This window comes from uncultured Roseobacter sp. (genome assembly GCF_947493125.1).
Classification (GTDB): domain Bacteria; phylum Pseudomonadota; class Alphaproteobacteria; order Rhodobacterales; family Rhodobacteraceae; genus Roseobacter.
This window is the reverse complement of the sequence record NZ_CANLQB010000004.1, coordinates 370720-388825: the sequence shown is the minus strand read 5'-3', so window position 1 is coordinate 388825 and position 18106 is coordinate 370720. Positions and strand designations below refer to the sequence as shown.

General features: G+C 65.5%; 14 protein-coding genes. 7 read left to right on the top strand and 7 right to left on the bottom strand.

What is annotated here, in order from left to right:
• Positions 1-473: 473 nt before the first annotated feature.
• From Q1A71_RS23655 to Q1A71_RS11005, 6 genes are all read right to left on the bottom strand, one after another.
• A complete protein-coding gene (locus tag Q1A71_RS23655; protein ID WP_366140234.1) occupies positions 474-752 on the bottom strand; it encodes an Arm DNA-binding domain-containing protein in 279 nt (92 codons plus the stop codon).
• A gap of 602 nt (positions 753-1354) precedes the next feature.
• A complete protein-coding gene (locus Q1A71_RS11025) occupies positions 1355-4072 on the bottom strand; it encodes an EAL domain-containing protein (protein ID WP_299675741.1) in 2718 nt (905 codons plus the stop codon).
• Positions 4073-4116: 44 nt separating this feature from the next.
• On the bottom strand, positions 4117-5148 hold the full coding sequence (locus tag Q1A71_RS11020; RefSeq protein WP_299675447.1) for a FecR domain-containing protein: 1032 nt from the start codon (positions 5146-5148) through the stop codon (positions 4117-4119).
• A 581-nt stretch (positions 5149-5729) separates the two neighbouring features.
• On the bottom strand, positions 5730-7160 hold the full coding sequence (locus Q1A71_RS11015) for an FAD/NAD(P)-binding protein (RefSeq protein ID WP_299675445.1): 1431 nt from the start codon (positions 7158-7160) through the stop codon (positions 5730-5732).
• Positions 7161-7234: 74 nt separating this feature from the next.
• A complete protein-coding gene (locus Q1A71_RS11010) occupies positions 7235-8647 on the bottom strand; it encodes a mechanosensitive ion channel domain-containing protein (RefSeq protein WP_299675442.1) in 1413 nt (470 codons plus the stop codon).
• A 16-nt stretch (positions 8648-8663) separates the two neighbouring features.
• Positions 8664-9638, bottom strand: a complete 975-nt coding sequence (locus tag Q1A71_RS11005) for an ABC transporter ATP-binding protein (RefSeq protein WP_299675439.1) — start codon at positions 9636-9638, stop codon at positions 8664-8666.
• A gap of 476 nt (positions 9639-10114) precedes the next feature.
• On the opposite strand from Q1A71_RS11005, the gene Q1A71_RS11000 reads away from it, so the two are divergent.
• The 3 genes from Q1A71_RS11000 to Q1A71_RS10990 all read left to right on the top strand — a co-directional run bounded on the left by Q1A71_RS11000 (position 10115) and on the right by Q1A71_RS10990 (position 12077).
• Entirely contained in the window at positions 10115-10699 is a 585-nt protein-coding gene (locus tag Q1A71_RS11000) for a YceI family protein (protein ID WP_299675436.1), read from the top strand.
• Between the two features lie 111 nt (positions 10700-10810).
• A complete protein-coding gene (locus Q1A71_RS10995; protein ID WP_299675433.1) occupies positions 10811-11344 on the top strand; it encodes an RNA polymerase sigma factor in 534 nt (177 codons plus the stop codon).
• On the top strand, positions 11334-12077 hold the full coding sequence (locus Q1A71_RS10990; protein ID WP_299675430.1) for a hypothetical protein: 744 nt from the start codon (positions 11334-11336) through the stop codon (positions 12075-12077). The genes Q1A71_RS10995 and Q1A71_RS10990 overlap by 11 nt, the downstream gene beginning before the upstream one ends.
• 16 nt (positions 12078-12093) lie before the next feature.
• On the opposite strand, the gene Q1A71_RS10985 is transcribed toward Q1A71_RS10990, so the two are convergent.
• The gene (locus tag Q1A71_RS10985; protein ID WP_299675427.1) at positions 12094-13086 is read right to left on the bottom strand and encodes an aldo/keto reductase; all 993 of its coding nucleotides are present in this window, start codon (positions 13084-13086) and stop codon (positions 12094-12096) included.
• Positions 13087-13170: 84 nt separating this feature from the next.
• On the opposite strand from Q1A71_RS10985, the gene Q1A71_RS10980 reads away from it, so the two are divergent.
• From Q1A71_RS10980 to Q1A71_RS10965, 4 genes are all read left to right on the top strand, one after another.
• Positions 13171-14013 carry a LysR family transcriptional regulator gene (locus Q1A71_RS10980; protein WP_299675424.1) on the top strand — a complete coding sequence of 281 codons (843 nt, stop codon included), beginning with the start codon at positions 13171-13173 and terminating at the stop codon, positions 14011-14013.
• Between the two features lie 79 nt (positions 14014-14092).
• Positions 14093-14623, top strand: coding sequence for a GAF domain-containing protein (locus Q1A71_RS10975; RefSeq protein WP_299675421.1), 531 nt, complete (start codon positions 14093-14095; stop codon positions 14621-14623).
• Positions 14624-14786: 163 nt separating this feature from the next.
• Positions 14787-17132 carry a cache domain-containing protein gene (locus tag Q1A71_RS10970; RefSeq protein ID WP_299675418.1) on the top strand — a complete coding sequence of 782 codons (2346 nt, stop codon included), beginning with the start codon at positions 14787-14789 and terminating at the stop codon, positions 17130-17132.
• Complete coding sequence (locus Q1A71_RS10965) at positions 17116-17751, top strand: response regulator (RefSeq protein WP_299675415.1); 636 nt, start codon at positions 17116-17118, stop codon at positions 17749-17751. Before Q1A71_RS10970 ends, Q1A71_RS10965 begins: the two co-directional genes overlap by 17 nt.
• The last annotated feature ends 355 nt before the right edge of the window (positions 17752-18106 follow it).

Here is an 18106-nt window from a genome sequence, read left to right as displayed (position 1 = left end):
ATGATCTCGCCGCGCCTGCAGCCGGTCAGGGCGATGAGACGACGGATCTCGGCGTGAATGCCGTCGTGGTTATCACGCGCACGTCTTTCAAAAGTCTACCCAGCGTCCGACACTGGCTTCACTCAGTCGTCGGTCCCGCATCTTGTATCGCGGCGTCTTGAGGCCTTGGGTCGGGTTCTGATTGATGATCCCGGCCTCGATTGCGTAGGTGAAGATGCCGCCGAGGAGGCCCATGGTGCGGATGGGAGCGCTACGCCCGCCGCGCACGATTGCTTTGCCGTCTTCATGACGACGCGCGTCTTCCCGGCGATGATGTCCTTCATCGGGTTGCTCATGTCCGGCTTGGCGATGTCCCTTATCCTCGGCGTACCTAGCAAAGGGATGATGTGCCGGCGGATGCGACCGACGTCGGTCGCGGTCTTTTTTTGGCGACCGCCTTTCCCGAGAACGAGGCCCGCGCCCACGTCAGCGATCTATTGCTCACAGAGCTCCCCAACGGTCACTGCACGGCGCTCTTCTTCCCGTTCGGCAGCAGGATCTTCGCCCCGAGCGATCTGGCCAGGCAACGTCTTAGCTTCACGATGAGCGGTCTCGGGTGTCCAAACCCCCTGGAGTCCGATTGTGCAGCGCCGCGAACGACCTTTAGCCCGGTACTGGATAAGGTAGCTTCGTTTTCCTGAGGCGTAGACGCGAAAACCAAAGCCGGGCTGTTCATCGTCGCAGACAACCTGACCTTTCCTTTTAGGGGCCACGGACCCGACAAATCATTTCGTCAGTGGGCTCATGCTCCGGTCGTTCGAAAGCCGGATTTCGCGCAAGCCCCCCGCAAGCAAGCGGGCGGAAATCAGAGCGTGTTCTCGGATAGAGACTTCGGAGCGGTGATTTGAAGGATCCAGCTTTTTCAGATGCCTATCGCGCAATTCGGAGAGGTCATTTGACCAGCTGCTAAGGCAGAGTTTCGACTCCTCTAGGGTCCGTCACTCCTTGCAGCAAACTATCACAGCCGCTTTGCCTCAATGCGTCGAGTGACATTGGGTGCGCTGACACGACAAGAGCTTTCGAGATTCGACCTTCGCGTTCAATGGTCTGACGGCCTGATTGCAACAACTGCATCGTCCCGAAAGGGTGCATGTCCCCTTGGAGCCAGGGGCGCGCGCACGCACCCGAAACGCCTTTTCAGTTGTCCTTTTGCGAGAGATCCGCGTTGTGCGATGCCGGACCCTGCGGTCGTCAGTCGTCACGCGGTTACGCGGCAGCGCACGCGGGCGCCAAACCCGCCTGTCGCTTTTTGAGCTCAGCGTCGCACCGCCGCGATGCGCTCGGCCGTTGCGGCGTGTCAGGCCGCCAGGCTCACTCACCGGCGCCCCGGGCGGCTGGCCGTCTTGACCACCGGGGCCGCCGCGCGCGCCTCTTTCGTCACATAGGCCTCGAAATCGGCATAGGGCATGGGCCTTGAAAAGAGGTACCCCTGGCCCTCTGCGAAAGCGCGGGTTTGCAGAAAGGCCAGGTGCTCCTCGGTCTCTACCCCTTCGCACAGCAATGTCATGCCCAGGCCGCGGCACAGATCGCCGATGGCGCAGAGGATCGGCTCCGCCGCGGGGTCCTTGCCCAGCCCCAGCAGGAACGATTTGTCGACCTTCAGCTTTTCAATCGGCAGGCGGGAGAGATAGCCCAGAGAGGAATAGCCGGTTCCGAAATCATCGAGCGCCCAGCTCACGCCCCGGAACTGGATGTCGCGCATCTTTTCGACAAGATCGGCGGTGCCGTCAAACAGCACCGTTTCGGTCAGCTCAAGGCAGAGGCGCGAGGCTGGAAAACCGGTCCGCTGCAACAGGCCGTTGATCTGGCTGACGATGCCGTCGCCGGTCATCTGAACGCCGGACACATTGACCGCGACACTGAGTGGCTCCGGCAGGGCCATCGTATCCAGAACCGAGCGCTCCAGCACCCATGCCCCGAGTTCATTGATGAAGCCGGTGGATTCGGCGATTTCGATGAACTCGTCAGGATAGATCTGGCCCAGCCTGTTGGATGTCCACCTCAGCAGCGCCTCCGAGCCGATCAGCTTGAGATCGCTCAGCCGGTGCTGAGGCTGATACCAGACCTCGAACTCCTCGCGGTCCAGGGCCCGCCCCATGGCGCGTTCGATCTCTCTGGAGCGGAACTGCTTGGCAGAGAGCGCAGGCGCATAGGCCTGTGGCGCGCCGTTGCCGGAGTGCCGCGCGGCATCCAGCGCTTCTTCCGCCTGTGAGAGCGCGTCGGTGGGGCTGTGCCCGTCGGCGGGCCGGATCATCGCGTAGCCGAGCTTGACCCCGATCCGCGCCTTGGCGTCTTCCAGTGTGTAGGGCTCGGCGATGATCTCGCAGAGCCGCTCTGCCAGGGCCGCCGCCTCATCTTCATCGGTCGGGAATTCGGTGAAACAGGCGAAGGTGTCGCCGCCCAACCGGGCCGGGGCCGAGAGGTTCAGCCCGGCCTCTTCCAGACGCCGGATCACACTCTGCAGCAGCGCATCACCCACCTCGCGGCCCAGAACCACGTTGACAGTCTTGAAGCGGCTGAGATTGAACGCGAAGACGGCAAACGGTTCACCGGCGTCGGCGCGCAGCCCCATGAATTCCAGAAAGACATTGCGTCGCAGCGCGCCGGTGAGCGCGTCATAGCTCGACAGATAGGCGATCTCCCGGTCCTGTTCCTTGATCCGGGTCACATCCCTCATGGACAGGGTCGCAATCTGGACATGGCGTGCCTTGCCGTTCTCGAAGGATATGGTCTGCGATGGCGTCACTGTATATTCCAGATGCAGCGATGCGGCGCTGCCCGAGGCCTCGTATTTGCGGATGTCGCGGCCTGTGCCCGTGCGCATCGTCTCCAGCGCTTCGTCCTTCAGCCGTTGCGGCACTTGCAGCTTGTCGTTTGCGTCCAGGCCGAACAGCCGGGCCGCGGAGTCGCTGTGCATCTGCACCGCCCCTGTTTCGTCGACGATGGCAATCGCATCGAAGCTGTCATCAACGACCTGCCGCAGCAACGCGGAGGTGTTGGCGACCTGTTGCCGCTGGCGCGCGATCACCTGCCGATTGCGATGCAGCTTCTTCAGCAGCGACCAGCTGCAGAACACCAGAAGGCTGGGATAGAGGGCGGCCGTGGGCACGACGATGGCCTGCTGCGCGAACGCCGCGTAGGCTGCCGCTTCGCTGGCCAAGAGCGAAAGCACCGCCGCGGCGATGAGCGCCGCAGGCTTCCGGAAGATGCGGGTCTGGAGCACCAGCAGCAGCGCCAGCAGGGCCAGAAGCAGCCACTCGACGGCCAGCGTTGCCGGAACACGCTCCGCCGCCAGTGTCTCGGTCGCCAGGACATGCACCAGCGGGCCGGGGATGATGCCGTGCACCGGCACCGTGAAGAGATCACCCAATTCAATGGCCGAGGCGCCAACCACCACGGAGCGCCCAGCGATATCATCCGGGTTGAAGTTGCCGGAGGCGATGTCAACCGCGGAGAAGGTGGGGACGCTGTCCGGCGCGATGGCGTAATTGATCGGAAAGCTGCCGGATCGTTCGGAGAAGGCGCCTGTGAGCAACGCGGCGGCGGACGGAATGTAGGTGCCGTCGATCACGTCGCCATAGGGATAGAAGCGGATAGCACCTTGCTGGTCACTGAAAACATTGACCAGGGCGGGCCAACTGCGCTCGGCGAAGAGCGTGTCGGGGCGATTGACCGTGTTTTCATTGTGCCTCGCCCCGCCAACCTGTTGAAAGATCGGAAGATATACACTTCCCGATCGCTCCAGCGCGTCGGCGAGGGCCATGTCCCCGGCGCGGTCGGAGGGGAAGGCGAAATCAATATCGAAGAAGACGTCGAGCGCACCGGCCGCTGTCAGATTGTCAAGGACATCCGCATGGACCTGGCGCGACCACGGCCAGGTGCCGACGGCCTGAATGGAGGTGGCATCAATGGCGACGAAGACGACGTCTCCCGAAGCAGGCGTCTGGGCCTGCGCGGATCGGATATCCTCCAGCCGCTCATTCCAGCCCAGCAGAAGGCCGCCGCGGTCCGCAACAAAGACCGCGGCGACAATCAGATGCGCAACCAGCGCATTGCGGAGCGCTTTAGCGTACGGGGTCAGTTTCCGCCACCATTTCCATTGCCGTTACCATTGCCGCCGCCGTTACCGCCGCCATTGCCGCCGCCGTTGCCGTTGCCGCCGCCGTTGCCGTTGCCGTTGCCGCCGCCATTGCCATTGCCGTTGCCGCCGCCGTTGCCATTGCCGTTGCCGCCGCCGTTGCCGTTGCCGCCGCCATTGCCATTGCCGTTGCCGTTACCGCCGCCATTGCCATTGCCATTGCCGTTACCGCCGCCGTTGCCGTTGCCGTTGCCGTTGCCGTTGCCGTTGCCACCGCCGTTGCCGTTCCCCAGCCCATTGCCGCGGCCATTACCATTGCCGTTGCCGAGACCACCGTTGCGCGTGCCGTTGGCGCCAGTCAGACCAAACGCATTGCCATTGGCCAGCCCCCGCGCGCTTGCGTTGCGGGCACCATTGGCGGCTGCCGCCGGGGCAGGTGCCTCGCGCAGCTCAAGGCTGAACGTATTGGGCGCGCCGGGAACGCGGCTGGTCACCTCTGCGGCACCAACGCTGAGCGAGCGGCCATCTGACACGGCTTCGCGGCCTGCGCTGACATCAACGCTGCGCCCGTCGCTGCGCACCTCGACAAGGCCCTTGTCGACCCGAACAGAGGCGCTGTTCTCATCCGTGGTGACTTCCAGAACGGTTCCCTTGACCACAGCGGCGAGGTGAGGCGTGACCACGTTGGTCCGTTTGCGTGGCTTGGTCACGACCGAGAGGAAGACCGCGCCACGCTGCTGCGTGACCTGCGTGGTCTGACCCGTCGGCTGCGAGACGGACACCGCAGCGAGCGTATTGGCGCGATAGATGATCCGTTCTGCGCCGCGACCCAAGATCGCCCGACTGCCCGCCCCGGTTCTGATCCAGGTCCCGCTTGTCAGCGTTGCGCCATCGCGCGCGCGGCTCCAGGTTTTTCCATCCGTGGAAATACGCACGTTTCCGTCCGCCCGCTGCAATTGCCAGCCCTCGGCGGCAGCCGTGAGACTCCAGACCACAAAGAGCAGGGCGGCACAGATACCTCGAAACAACATGGGTCACCTCTTAAAAAAAACCGTCACCTCCTTGTCCTGAAAATGTTAACAACATCTGAACAGGGCCAGGGTATCGCGTGACGTGGTTAATCGCAGATGGCCCCCTTGCCGCGCGCGATCTGTGGCCCGTCAGTGCTGCCGTCTCCTTACGCGCCAGCCGCCCCGATAACTGTGAAAATAGCCAGCGCTCGCACGGTGTTCACCCCGATCCGGGCGGGCGGATGCGGGTCTTCCATGCTGGAGAAACGCGGATTACCGTGCGAGCGATCCGGGTTTGGCCGGTTTGGTGTTGTCTGCGGGGAGGGCGGTCCGGGAGCAGGCAAGGACCGAGGGGCATCGCGCGATCCGGCTGGAGATGAGGGACAGGTTGGGCCATCTGATCGCCCCGGCGCAATCCGTGCCTGGGGCCGTGCTTTGCAGCCCGATGGGGTTCACGACATCTTGGTCCCGCGGTGGGCCTCCGGAGCGTCTGGAGGTGCCGGGAGGGAGCATCAGCTCAAACCGGCGGTGTGGCGACGCGGGCGGCACGGCTTCGCTGCCTTGGCGACGCCAACGTCACAGCCTTACGGAGCGCGCGCCGTTCAGCCCGACCGCGCCGCGTAGGACCGCAACATATGCGCATCGTAGAGCGGCATGGCGATGACTTCATCGCCGATCTCGCTGACTGCCGGAGACAGGTACCGGACCGCCGCTGCTCCGGCCCGGCAACCCGGGCCCACCTTCAGACCGCCTGTCGCACCGCGCGAGAGAAGCCCTTGGGCCAGCATGTCTTCCGTGAGCGAGTCATAGGCCGAGGTCAGGCCGCCCCCGGCGCAATTGACGACGAACCCCGTCCGGTGACCGGACACCCGGCCCGACGGGTCGCGGGCCAGAACCTCCGCACCGTCCGCCTGCGCCACCACCTGTTCGACAACCCCGTGCACCAGACGCGCGCGGCCCTCGCGGATGAGCCGATGCAGATCGAGAATGGTGTCACGGGTGCCGCCGCGCAGCCACAGCCGCAGCGTCAGCGGCACCTGACGCGCCTCGCCCGGATCCGGCACATAGTGCGACAGCGGGGTGTGCAGGAAATGCGCGCGAAAGCCCGCCCGGATCTCGCGCATCTCATCGCCGGCCGTCTGCGCCCGGTCGATCTCGCGCCGCATCTCGTCGAGAAAGCTGCGCGCCGTCGGGTGGCCCGCGCTCAGCTGCGGTTCGGTCAGTTTGCACGGCAGCCGGGGGATCAGAGGTGCGGGCACCTCGCCATCCGGCGCGCAGGCCACGAAGCGCAGCGCGCGCTCCGACACAAGGCTCTGACACAGGCGCAGCACATCCAGCATCGCCGCATTGCCGCCAATGCAGAAGATCTCCGCGCCCGCTCGAATATGCTCGGCGATACGTGCTTCATGACCAAAGACCGACGGGGCGCTGAACGGCCCTTCGTCGCCGTCGATGCGCAGCGTCGCTGGGCCGCCTGGTGCCACGTCGACGCTTGCTGCGGCGAGGCGCTGGCCGCTGTCGGTGGTCAGCGTGATCGCATCCTCCTGGGGTTCCATGGCGACGACCGTCTCGTCGCGACACGTCACCACGCAGCCCCGCGCCTTCAGTCGGGCGATGATCGCCTGCGCCTGCGCCTCCATGAAATCGCCGTAAAATTCCCGTGGCGCATTCACCCCGAAGAGGTTCCCCTGATCGACCGGAGGTGCCGCCGCGCCCAGCCAGTCCGGGCTGCGGCCCCGCATCTTGGCGGTGATATCCGGCCAGTGCTCGGCCAGCCATGCGGCGAACTTCGGGTCGATGTCGTCTGCGGGCGAATTCAAGAGATAGGTATACCGCCACGCCGTGCCGGGCACGCCCTTGGCATAGGCCGCGCCGCGCCCAAGCTGGGAGGCGGTGCGGCCGAGAACCACGACATGATCCATGTCGCGCGACAGGCAGGTCTCGAGAAACGCGAGCGCGGTGATCCCATCGCCCACGATCACATGTGGCTGGCCACCGGGGGCTCTGTGCGGTGTCGTCCGGGCTGTCGGCATGGCGCGCTGATGTCATGACAGCTCCCGGAAAGTCAACTCCGGCCGGGACGTGCGGCAGGGCAGGGCGTGTCCCGTCAGCGCTGCGGGCGCTCCTCCGCCTGACCCAGAAGGTCGTCCTCGTCATCGAGACCCGCCACCTCTTCGGCAGGCTCGGTCTCGGCCAGAAGATCGCCCTCGGAGGCGGTGATATCCGGCTCCACGGTCGGGGGCGCGCTCACATCCTCTGGCGGTGCCGCGCCCGGCGCGCTGTCCGAGCCGGTGATCACCTGCACCCCTTGCGGAAAGATCACCTCCCGCGCCTCGTCGGGCAGCGACACGCCCGCCGTCATCAGCGCCGACTTGACAGTGCGCAGCAGCGCGGACTTCAGCTTGATCGGCGAAATCACGTGACCGTTGAACCAGTAATAGGTGCGGATGTTGACCGTGGCAGCCCCCAGCGCATCGACCAGAACCATCGGCTCCGGATCGGGCAGGACCGCATCATGCGTCTGCAGACAGTCCAGGATGATCGCCTGCACCTCGGGCACGGGGGCGTCATAGCCCACCCCAACGACGAAATCGCCCCGCCGGCTGGACGAGGAGGTGAAGTTCTCAATCACGCTCTTGAAGATCGTGGCGTTGGGAATGTGGATCTGGTTGCCCTCCACCGACGACAGCAGGGTGCTGCGGGTGCTCATGCTCTTGACCGTTCCCGAGAGCCCGGCAACCTCGATGAAATCGCCGCGCTGGAACGGGGTCCGCACGCTCAGGATCAGACTGGCGAGGAAATTCTCCGCGATGTCGCGAAACGCAAATCCGATCACGATGCCGACGACACCCGCGCCGCCCACAAGCGACAGGGCCAGCTGGGTCAGACCGGCCACCTGCAGCACGATGTAAAGACCGATGAGAAAGACCGGAAAGGCCACGATGCGCGACACCACGGAGCGCAGAAAGGGCGTTTTCAACCGGTCGCCCAGCAGCCATCGGACCAGACGCGCCACCAGCTTCGCCGCATACCACGCAAGCGGCAGCACCAGCAGCGCCAGCAGAAACAGCGGCAGTGCGGCCAGCGCATCCTGCATCAGCCGGTTGATCTCCGTCAGCGCCGGATCGAACGACCAATCGACCTCAGTGCTGACTTCGATGCGGTTGACGACGGCCACCACGCCGCTGGTCTTGGCGGCGAGATCCTGGGCCCAGAGGCGCTGTGCATCGGTCTCGGCGACGCCATCGAGAAAGGCGACGCCCTGATCGACATCGACCTCGATGTCCTGATACCACTCGGTCGCCGTCAGAATACGGTCGATGCGCCGTGCGATGGCCGCATCCGCCGCCACCGGTTCGATGTCGACGGTCTGCTCGGTGGAGACGGGGCTGGCGTCCACGGGCGGTGCCGCGGTCTGGGCCCAGAGCGGGCCGGCCCAACTCAGCACCATCAGCCCAAGGCCGAGGACAAGCGCCGCCCAGGCTGGGGGCCGGTTGCGCGCTGCATGCAGAAGTCTCACGCCTATGTCCCTTTCTTCAATCCTTGGAGCGATCCAGCCTGGTGTCGATCCAATCCGCGATCAGGTCATGCTGCACATTGGCCTGCGCCGCAATCCGGTAAAAGCCGATCAGCTCCCGCAGCGGCGAGGAGATCCGTTCAAAGCCCGAGATGAAGGCGACAATCACGCCGACCTCGGCCTCGCCCTGCATCACCAGATAGCCGCCCAACAGCAGGACGGTGATCGGCCCCGAGGCGTTGAGCAAATTCAGCGCCGACTTCATCAGGAATTTCAGGAGGAAAAACCGCACCCGGTTGCTGTAGATCTGGTCCAGCAGCGTGCGCCACTGCGGCTCTGCCGTGGTGGCGCGGTCGGAGATGTCGTCGCCGAGGTCGCGCAGAAAGCCCACGCGCGCCTCCACCAGCCGGTTCAGGCGGCGCTGGATCACCGGTGTCAGCGCAATCTGCGGGATCAGGAAGGCCAGCGCGAAGGCCGCGATCAGAGGCTCGACCACGAACATATAGACGATGACACCAAGCAACATCGCGGCATTGGCGCAGGCGCCCGAGACCGCCTGCCCGACAAAACCGCCGAGGCTTTCGACTTCGGAGACCGCGATGGAGACCACGCGCCCGTTGCCGTGTTCAGGCTCCCCGTCGCGCTGGCGCACAAGGCCGAGCAGGTGGCGCCGCGTATAGAGCGAGGTGCTTTCGCTGATCCAGGATTGATAGGCCCAGAGCCCGTACTTCACCGCCTGGTGCAGCAGGATCACCCCGACATAGATGGCACCGAACTGCAAAAGCAGCGGAACGTTCTGCGTGGCCACGATCTCATTGACGATGCGGCGCTGCAGCTCGATGGGAATGAGGCTCAGCATCGCCACGAAAACCGCGATGAGGCAGAGCGCCACCTGGTGCCCCTCGCTCATCCGCCAGACATAACCCCAAAGGGAAGATGCGGCGCGATTGTCGCCGGTTCTGCGCACCTCGCGCGGGTGCTGCGTCAGTTTCAAGGCCTGCATCTTCGTCCGCGTATCCCTTTCCTGCGCCGCAACCCACCGGCCTGCAGACCGGGGGAGCGCCGTGCCCACGACCGCGGCCGATAACCCGGCGCGGGGCCATCCTGCGGCGCCAAGTCCGCCCGGTCCAGGGCCATCCTCCCCAGAGTGCTGTGCCGGGCCCCGGCGTCCACAGGCCGCGCGCGGACCTATCCCCGATAACGGCAGGCGGGCGAAAAAGTTCCCGAGATCAGGCAAAGAGCGCCGAAAAAGCCACGAACCACGGCGGCGACAGGGCCGGGACGTCGGGGATCCGCGCGCTGACCGACACCAAAAAAGGACCACGCGGACACGATGCAAGGCCCGCGTTTGGCGTCTGACCGGTCCTGACCGCCTGCGCGGCGGCTGAAAAAAATCCGAATAGTTTCCGGCGCTGGCCTGTTGTCTGAGCAGGGACGCAGATGTCCCGACCACATCGGGAGGATACCGGAATGAACACAGTCACACCCCTGGCCCTGGCCCTGGCGCTCTGCGCCAGCGCGGCCCCCGCCGGCGGTCACGCCAACTGGACATCGGTCGACGCGGACTCGCGCGTGGCCTTTGGCTCGATCAAGCTCGACACGGTGGGCGAAATCCATCACTTCAACGGGGTCTCGGGCACTGTCAGCGAGGCGGGCGCACTGACCGTCAGCATCGACCTCAGCTCGGTCGAAACCTACATCGACATCCGCAACGACCGCATGATGGAGCATGTCTTTCAGGCGGGCACCGCCTCTGCGGTGCTGACCGGCGAGATCGACATGGCCGCGGTCACCGACCTCGCCGTGGGGGCGACGACGATCATGGGCGTCGAAGGCACGCTCGCCTTTGCCGCGGTCGAGACGGATGTGGAGACCGATATGCTCGTTGCGCGGCTCGGAGAGGATCGGGTGCTTGTGAGCACGGCGGATTTCATCATACTCTCGACCCATGATCTCGGCATCGATACCGGGGTGGACACGCTGATGGAGCTGGCGTCGCTGCCCGGGATCACCCGGGTCTCGCCCGTGGCCATCCGCATGGTCTTTGAAAAGTGATATGGTAATCCGTAAGCGCTCCGCGCGGCACACCGTGCGGAGCGTTCGTGACACATGGAACTGGACGAGAGGCGCCATGCCCTGCCACATCCCGGCCCCGCAGGCCGCCCCATGAGCCTCTGGCGCCGGACCGATGCGCAGGCAGAGGTACGCGCGGGCCTTCCGGCCGTCTTTCCGCGGATCTGGCGCTATGCGCTCAGCCTGACCGGCGCGCGCGAGCGGGCGGATGACCTGGCACAGGCGGCCTGCCTGCGGGCGATGGAGAAGGCCGCGCAGTTCGAACCGGGCACGCAGCTCGACCGCTGGCTCTTCCGGATCACCCACTCCATCTGGATCAACGAGATGCGCAAGGAGGCGGTGCGGCGCGGCGGCGGGCTGGTCGCCGTGGAGGAGACCGACATCGCCGACCCCAGCCAGAACCCCGAGCATGACCAGCTCAACCGCGAGATCCGCCAGCAGGTGCTGCGCCTGCCCGAAGCCCAGCGGCAGACCGTCATGCTGGTCTATGTGGAAGGGTATTCCTACCGGGATGCGGCGATGATCCTGGAGATACCGCTCGGCACGGTGATGAGCCGGCTGGCCACCGCGCGCGCCACGCTGGGCGCCCGGTTCCGCGATCAGGAGGTGAAGTCAGATGCAAGATAGATATGTCACGGACGAAGAGCTGGTCGCCTTTCTCGATGGCGAGGACGATCTCGCCCCGGTGGCCGAGATTGCCCGCGCGATGGAGCAGGATGCCGCCCTGCGGCGCCGGCTCGAGGCGCTGCAGATCGACCGCGCCGCGTTGCGCGACAGCTTCGCCGCCCTGCAACCCGAACCCGGTGTGATGCCGGATCTGTCGGCGCTGCCCTCCGCCGCGCCGGGCCAGCGCATCGGCAGCCTCGTGGCGGCGGCCAGTCTGGCGCTGGTCATCGGCCTGGGCGCGGGCAGCTGGCTGGCCCGGCCCGCGGCCCCCGGCTGGGTGGACTATGTGGCCGCCTATCAGGCGCTCTATTCCACCGGCACGCTGGCGCATGTGGATCAGGACCCCGTCGCCCAACAGGCCGAGCTCGACCGGGTCGCCGCCGCCATCGGCAAAACCATCTCCGTCGACACGTTGGGGATGTTCCCCGAAGCGCAGTACAAGCGCGCGCAGATCCTCAGCTTCGAGGGCCGCGCGCTGGTCCAGCTCGCCTTCACCAAAAGCACCGGCGAGCCGCTGGCGCTCTGCATCATCCGCACCGAACGTCAGGATGATGCCGCCCCCCGGATAGCCGAGCGCGAGGGTCTCAGCTCCGCCCGCTGGGCGCGCGGGGGGTATGATTATCTGCTGATCGGCGGCACTGACACGGGCCTGGTCTCCCGGTTGGCTGCAAGCTTCATGTCGATGGAGATCTGAGCCCGCAGCAACCGGATCAGCGCTGCCGGTCCGGCGCATCCGCCGCCTCGCGCGGGATCAGCGTCTCGATCTCCGCCATGACTGCCGGGGGCAGGGCGCCGAAGGCGAGCGCGCCCGCCAGCCCCTCGATCTGGGCCGCCGTGCGCGCCCCGGGGATCGGGATGTTCTCCGCCCGCTTGGCCCAGAGCCAGCCGAGCGCGCCCTGCACCAGGCTGCGCCCACCGGTGGTCAGCAGATCGCGCACCGCCGTCATCTGCTCCAGAAAGGCGGGATTGGGCTGCCCGTCCTGGAAATACGCGGCCCAGCTCGACAGCGACGCGGTGCGGACATCCTCCGCCGGCAGCCGCGTCTGCGCATCGTATTTGCCCGACAAGAGCCCCATCGCCAGCGGCGAGCGCAACAGCGTCACCAGCCCGGTCTCGGCCATCAGCGCCTGCATGCGCGAGGCGGGGATGAAGAGGTTCATGGCGTGTTGCACCGCGACGAACCCCGCCCGCGGCGCCATCGCAGCGGCGCTCGCGGTGAAATCCGTGCTCCAGCCAAACCCGCGGATCTTGCCAGCCGCGCGCGCCTTGTCCATCTCCTCGAAGAGCGGCGCGGCCACGGCCACCGGGCTTTCGTTCTGATGCAGCAGCACGATGTCGATGCAGTCGCGCTCCAATCGCCTGAGGCACCCGTCGATGGCAGGCTGGACGCGGGCGGGGTCGGTCTCGTATCCGTTCAGCTGTTTGCTGGCCTCGTCTATGGCGATGCCGATCTTGGTCACCACCACCGCCTCGGGCCGCCCCTTCAGCCCCTGCGCCAGCAGCCGTTCCGCATGCCCCGTGCCATAGGCCGCCGCGGTGTCGAACAGGGTGATCCCGTGATCCAGTGCCGCGTGAATGGCCCGCAGAGCCTCTGCGTCGTCGGCCCCGGTGTAGCCCACCGAGGCTCCGTCCGCATACATCTCGCCCCCAATCGGCCAACACCCCATGCCCAGCGGCGCCACCGTTATGTCCAGTATCTGCATGCCCATGCTCCGGTTTGATGAGATGAGGCCAGAAGATCACGCCGCCGTCTGTACATCCATGAAACGTTTTGCAATCCTTGTTTCATGAGTGAAACGGATTTCGACTGGGACGACCTGCGGCTCTTTCTCGCCGTGGCGCGGGCCGGCGGATTGGCGGGCGCGGCCAGTGCGACGGGCAAGAGCGCCCCGACGCTGGGCCGCCGGATGCTGACGCTGGAGCGCAAGCTCGGGCGCGAGCTCTTTGAGCGGCTGCCCCGCGGCTATGCGCTGACCGAGGAGGGGCAGGCGCTGCTGGACCAGGCCGGCGCGCTGGAAGACCGGCTGCGCCCGATCATCGCCCGGCGGCCCGAGGACGCGCTGCCCGTGGTCAAGGTCTCCGCCGGGCTCTGGACCACCCATCTTCTGTGCCGCAAGGTGCACCGGGTGCTCGGAGAGGATGCGCTGCGCCTGCGCTTCATCGCCGCCGATGAGATGGTGGACATCGGTCGCCGCGCCGCGGTGATCGGCATTCGCAACCAGCGTCCCGAGAGCCCGACCCTGGCGGGGCGCCGGGTCACGCGGATCCGCTTTGCCGCCTATGCGGTCAACGACAGCGTCACCCCCTGGGCGCAGGTGATCGGCCCCACGCCCTCGGCCAAATGGGTGCAGCAGACCGCACGCTCCGCCCCCCGGATCGAGGTCACCAACGCCCGCAGCGCCCTCGATCTGGCCGAGGCCGGAGCCGCCCGGGTGGTCCTGCCGATGTTCATCGGCGCGCGCCTCAGCCACCTGCAGCAGGTCGGCCCGGAGATCGAGGCGCTGGCGCATGACCAGTGGCTCGTGACCCATCACGAAGACCGCTTCGTTCCGGTCGTCCGCCGGGTGATCGACCGCATCCATGACCTGCTGAAGGCCGAATGCAGCATGCCACCGGGGCAGGCTCAGTAGTTTTACCTAGGCAATTCTGCTCATTCTCGCGCCATGCGAATTCAGGCAGACTTTCCCAAACCGCGGTTGGGAGATGCACGTGACCACCAGCATCAAACCGGACGAGCTGTTGCCGAAGGACGGGCTGCGCGATGCGATCCAGCCCGGAACGCCGTGCCGATCGACCACGAGCGCCGACCGGCGCGCCTGGCTGGAGCTGGGCCTCCTCCAGCGCCGCATGACCCAGCGCTTTGGCGTCCCCCGCACATTTCTGTTCACGATCAACGAGTTGTCAGTGGTCTCTGCACGCCATGCGGACAGGCCGCACCCGCTATGGGATGACGATTTGCTGCGCGCGCAGGCGCGGTGCCTGGCCGCACACGCCACGACGCTGCACGCGGGCCTGGCCATCGACGATATCTACGCCCACCCGCTGGTCCGCCCGGCCGACATCCTCTCCGGCCACCGGATGCGCGCCTTTCTCGCCGCCCCCCTGCGCGGCCCGGCCCGGGAGATTTCGGGCGTGATCTGTGCTGCGGATATGGTCACCCGCCGCTGGACCGGCCCGGATCTCGACGCTTTGCAGCGAATTGTTGCTCAATTCGAGGCGCTTCGTCTTTCCCAATCCTGAAATTATGCGACAATGGGGGCCGAAGGGGAGATGATGGCAGCGTATTTTAAGGACAGATGAGACGAAGCGATTTGTTGGGGGGCAAAGAGCGGGCCTGTCGGCACCTGACGGACGCGGCCCGCCACCCGATGCCTGACCGTGACCACACCGGGGGAGCCGCGCTGTGAAGCTCTCGCTCGGTATGATCCTGGCGCTCTGCCTGGCCGGCCTGCAGTTCGTGGCCGTGACCATTGTGGTCTTCTCCTCCTTCCTGACCTCGGAAAAAGTGCTGCTGGAGCACGCGCGCCAGCTGCTCAGCGACGTCGGCACCAATACGATCGAGCACTCCAAGGGCTTCCTGACCCCCGCCAAGGGGGCGGCGGAACTGGCCACGCGCCTGGCCGAGAACGAGGTCATCGCCAGCGACAATTTCCAGCAGCTGGAGAAACTGCTCTTCCAGCAACTGCAGATCTCGCCGCAGTTCGCCGGGCTCTTCTACGGCGACGAGGCGGGCAATTTCGTCTATGTGATGCGCAGCGGCGGGCCGGGTCCCTTCCGGACCAAGATCATCCGGCACGACGAGGGCGTCCGCACCACCGATCTGATCTGGCGCGATGACAGCTATGGCGCGGTAGAATATCGCGCGGACCCCGAGGATACCTTCGATCCGCGCGGCCGGCTCTGGTATCAGACGGCAAGCGAGAAACTCACCAGCATCTGGACCGACCCCTACATCTTCTTCACCTCGCAGACACCGGGGATCACCGCGGCCTCACCGGTGTTCGACAGCAGCGGCACGCTGCAGGGCGTCGTCGGCGTCGATATCGGGATCGAGTCGATCTCCGAGTTCCTGTCGCGTCTCAACATCGGTGACAGCGGCAAGGCGCTGATCCTGAACCGCAACGGCGATGTGATCGCGCACCCCAGCCAGGATCTGATCAGCACCGCCAGGGCCGATGGCACCTTCCGCTTCGTCAATATCGGCGAGATCGGCGACCCGGTGGCGCGCGCCGCCTTCGGCCACCTCGCCGCCGACGATGACATCTCGGTCGCGCGCGAAATCTCCACGCGGTTCAACCATGGCGGCTCCACCTATGTCTCCACCGTGATGCCGGTGATCAGCGAAGCCTTGCCCTGGACCATCGCCGTTTACGCGCCCGAGGTGGATTTCACCGGCGAAATCAAGGCCAACCGCACCCAGAACGTCTGGATCGCCGCCTCCATCGCGCTGCTGACGGCGGCCTTCGGGCTGGCGCTGGCGCATGTCATCCACAAGCCGGTGCGCGCCTTCGCCGTGCGCTCGTCACTGGTCTCGCAAGGCGAGATTTCCGCCGCCGAGCCCATGCCCAAGACCTACCGCGAGCTCGAGCGCGCCAATGAAACGCTGGTGCAGGCCATTGCCGAGCGCAAGCAGTCCGAAACCGAGTTCGGGCGCACCTTCGATCTCGCCTCGCGGGGGATGGCGCAGGTCGAGAAGGGCACCGGGCGGCTGATGCGCGTGAACAGCAAGTTTGCCGAGATGCTGGGCTACGACGCGGCGGAGGTGCTGGAGCTGACGGTGCATGACATCTCGCACCCGGATGACGACGTCGCAGCGTTCTTCTTTTCCGATGGCGGGCAGACCCGCTCCGAATACCTGCACGACAAGCGCCTGCTGCGCAAAGACGGCAGCGTGATCTGGGTCAGCGAGAACGTCATCGTCATCCGTGACGAGACCGGCAATGCGCGCCACGCGGTGATGACAGTGGACGACATCAGCGAACGCAAGGCGGCGGAGAGCAAGATCCGGCGCCTGAACCGCGATCTGTCCCATTCCAGCCGGGTCAACGTGATGGGGCAGATGGCCACCAGCCTCGCGCATGAGCTCAACCAGCCGCTGCTCGCGATCACCCAGAACATGGACAGCGTCCTCTTCCAGCTGAAGCAGAACGCCTGCGACGTCGAAGAGCTGAAAACCATCGTCGAAGAGACCGACCGCCACGCGCATCGCGCCGGCGACATCATCAAGGCGCTGCGCGGCTTCGTTAAAAAAGACGGTGTCGAGAAGGCCCCCTTCGATTTCGAGGAGTTGATGGAGCAGACGCTGCACCTGGTGCGCTCCGAGGCCAAGGACAACGGCATCGCGATCCGCACCGCAGCGCACGGGCTGGAGCCGGTCTATGGCTCGCGGGTGCAGATTGCCCAGGTGCTGCTCAACCTGCTGCGCAACGCCATCGAGGCGATCAGCGACAGCGATGTGGCCGAGCGCGTGATCTGGATCGAGGCGGACACCGTCGATGGCGGGTTGTCCGCGCGGATCACCGATACCGGGCCGGGCTTCGACCCCGCGATCAAGCTCTTCGAGCAATTCGAGAGCACGAAAGAGGACGGCATGGGGCTGGGCCTCTCGATCTGCCGGTCGATCATCGACTCCCACGGCGGCAAACTGTGGTATCAGAAGGACGGGCAGGGCCGGTCGCAATTCTGCTTTACCGTGCCCGCATTGGTGCCCAAGACCGTGGAAGAGAAGCGCGATGAATTCAGCGTCTGATCCGTGCATCTTCATCGTCGATGATGACGAGGACATCCGGACATCGCTGTCCCGGGCGCTGCGGACGCGCGGCTACACCACCCAGGTCTTCGCCTCGGCGCAGGAGTTTCTCGACGGCTACGCCCCTGACCAGTCGGGCTGTCTCATCCTCGATTACGGCATGCCCCAGATGTCGGGGCTGGAGCTGCAGAAGCTGCTGGTCACGCGTGGCTACGGGCTGCCCGTCATCTTCGTCACCGGCCATGGCGGTGTGCCGGAATCGGTGCAGGCGATGAAGCTTGGTGCCATCGATTTTCTGGAAAAGCCCTTCCGGCAGGAGGCCTTGGTCAAGCAGGTCGATGCCGCACTCAAGATTGACGCCCAGCGACGGCGCGGCCAGGACAAGGCGCGCAATGCCCGGGCCCGGTTCGAGAAGCTGACCGACCGCGAGCGCGAGATCGCCGGGCTCTTCGTGTCCAATCCGTCCAGCGCGTCCAGCAAGGATGTGGCCCGGCAGCTCGACATCAGCCCGCGCACGGTCGACCATCACCGCGCCCGGATACTCGAGAAGATGCGGGTGAATTCGGTCGCCGAACTGGTCGATCTGTCAATCACCACCAAGCTTTTCGAGCGCACCTGAACCGGTCGGGGCGGCATAGGCAAATCTACCTACGTAATCACACGAATTTACCCACGCGGCCAATTAAGGCAATAAAGTGGCACAGTGTGGGTGTTGGATATCGTGCGCACCGTTAAGTGCAATCGAGTAACGAGTACCAGATTTGCTTTTCACTAGCTGCTCATTTGAAGTTCCATTTTCGCATCCGGAATCAGAATTCAAGTGCGTAACGCTTGGGCAAACCGGAAGGACGTTGCAACCCACTGCACACGGGCGGGTTGCAACGCTCCAAGCGTCTCCTCCCCGAGACCGGACCTGCCGCAAACGGACGCACATCTCCCCGAATTCTGGCTCCACCCCGACGATTCTCTTGAGC

Coding starts and splice junctions, on each gene's coding strand:
- Q1A71_RS11020 (WP_299675447.1), bottom strand. CDS start 5,148: ATGTTGTTTCGAGGTATCTGTGCCGCCCTGCTCTTTGTGGTCTGGAGT.
- Q1A71_RS11015 (WP_299675445.1), bottom strand. CDS start 7,160: ATGCCGACAGCCCGGACGACACCGCACAGAGCCCCCGGTGGCCAGCCA.
- Q1A71_RS11000 (WP_299675436.1), top strand. CDS start 10,115: ATGAACACAGTCACACCCCTGGCCCTGGCCCTGGCGCTCTGCGCCAGC.
- Q1A71_RS10995 (WP_299675433.1), top strand. CDS start 10,811: ATGAGCCTCTGGCGCCGGACCGATGCGCAGGCAGAGGTACGCGCGGGC.
- Q1A71_RS10990 (WP_299675430.1), top strand. CDS start 11,334: ATGCAAGATAGATATGTCACGGACGAAGAGCTGGTCGCCTTTCTCGAT.
- Q1A71_RS10985 (WP_299675427.1), bottom strand. CDS start 13,086: ATGCAGATACTGGACATAACGGTGGCGCCGCTGGGCATGGGGTGTTGG.
- Q1A71_RS10980 (WP_299675424.1), top strand. CDS start 13,171: ATGAGTGAAACGGATTTCGACTGGGACGACCTGCGGCTCTTTCTCGCC.
- Q1A71_RS10965 (WP_299675415.1), top strand. CDS start 17,116: ATGAATTCAGCGTCTGATCCGTGCATCTTCATCGTCGATGATGACGAG.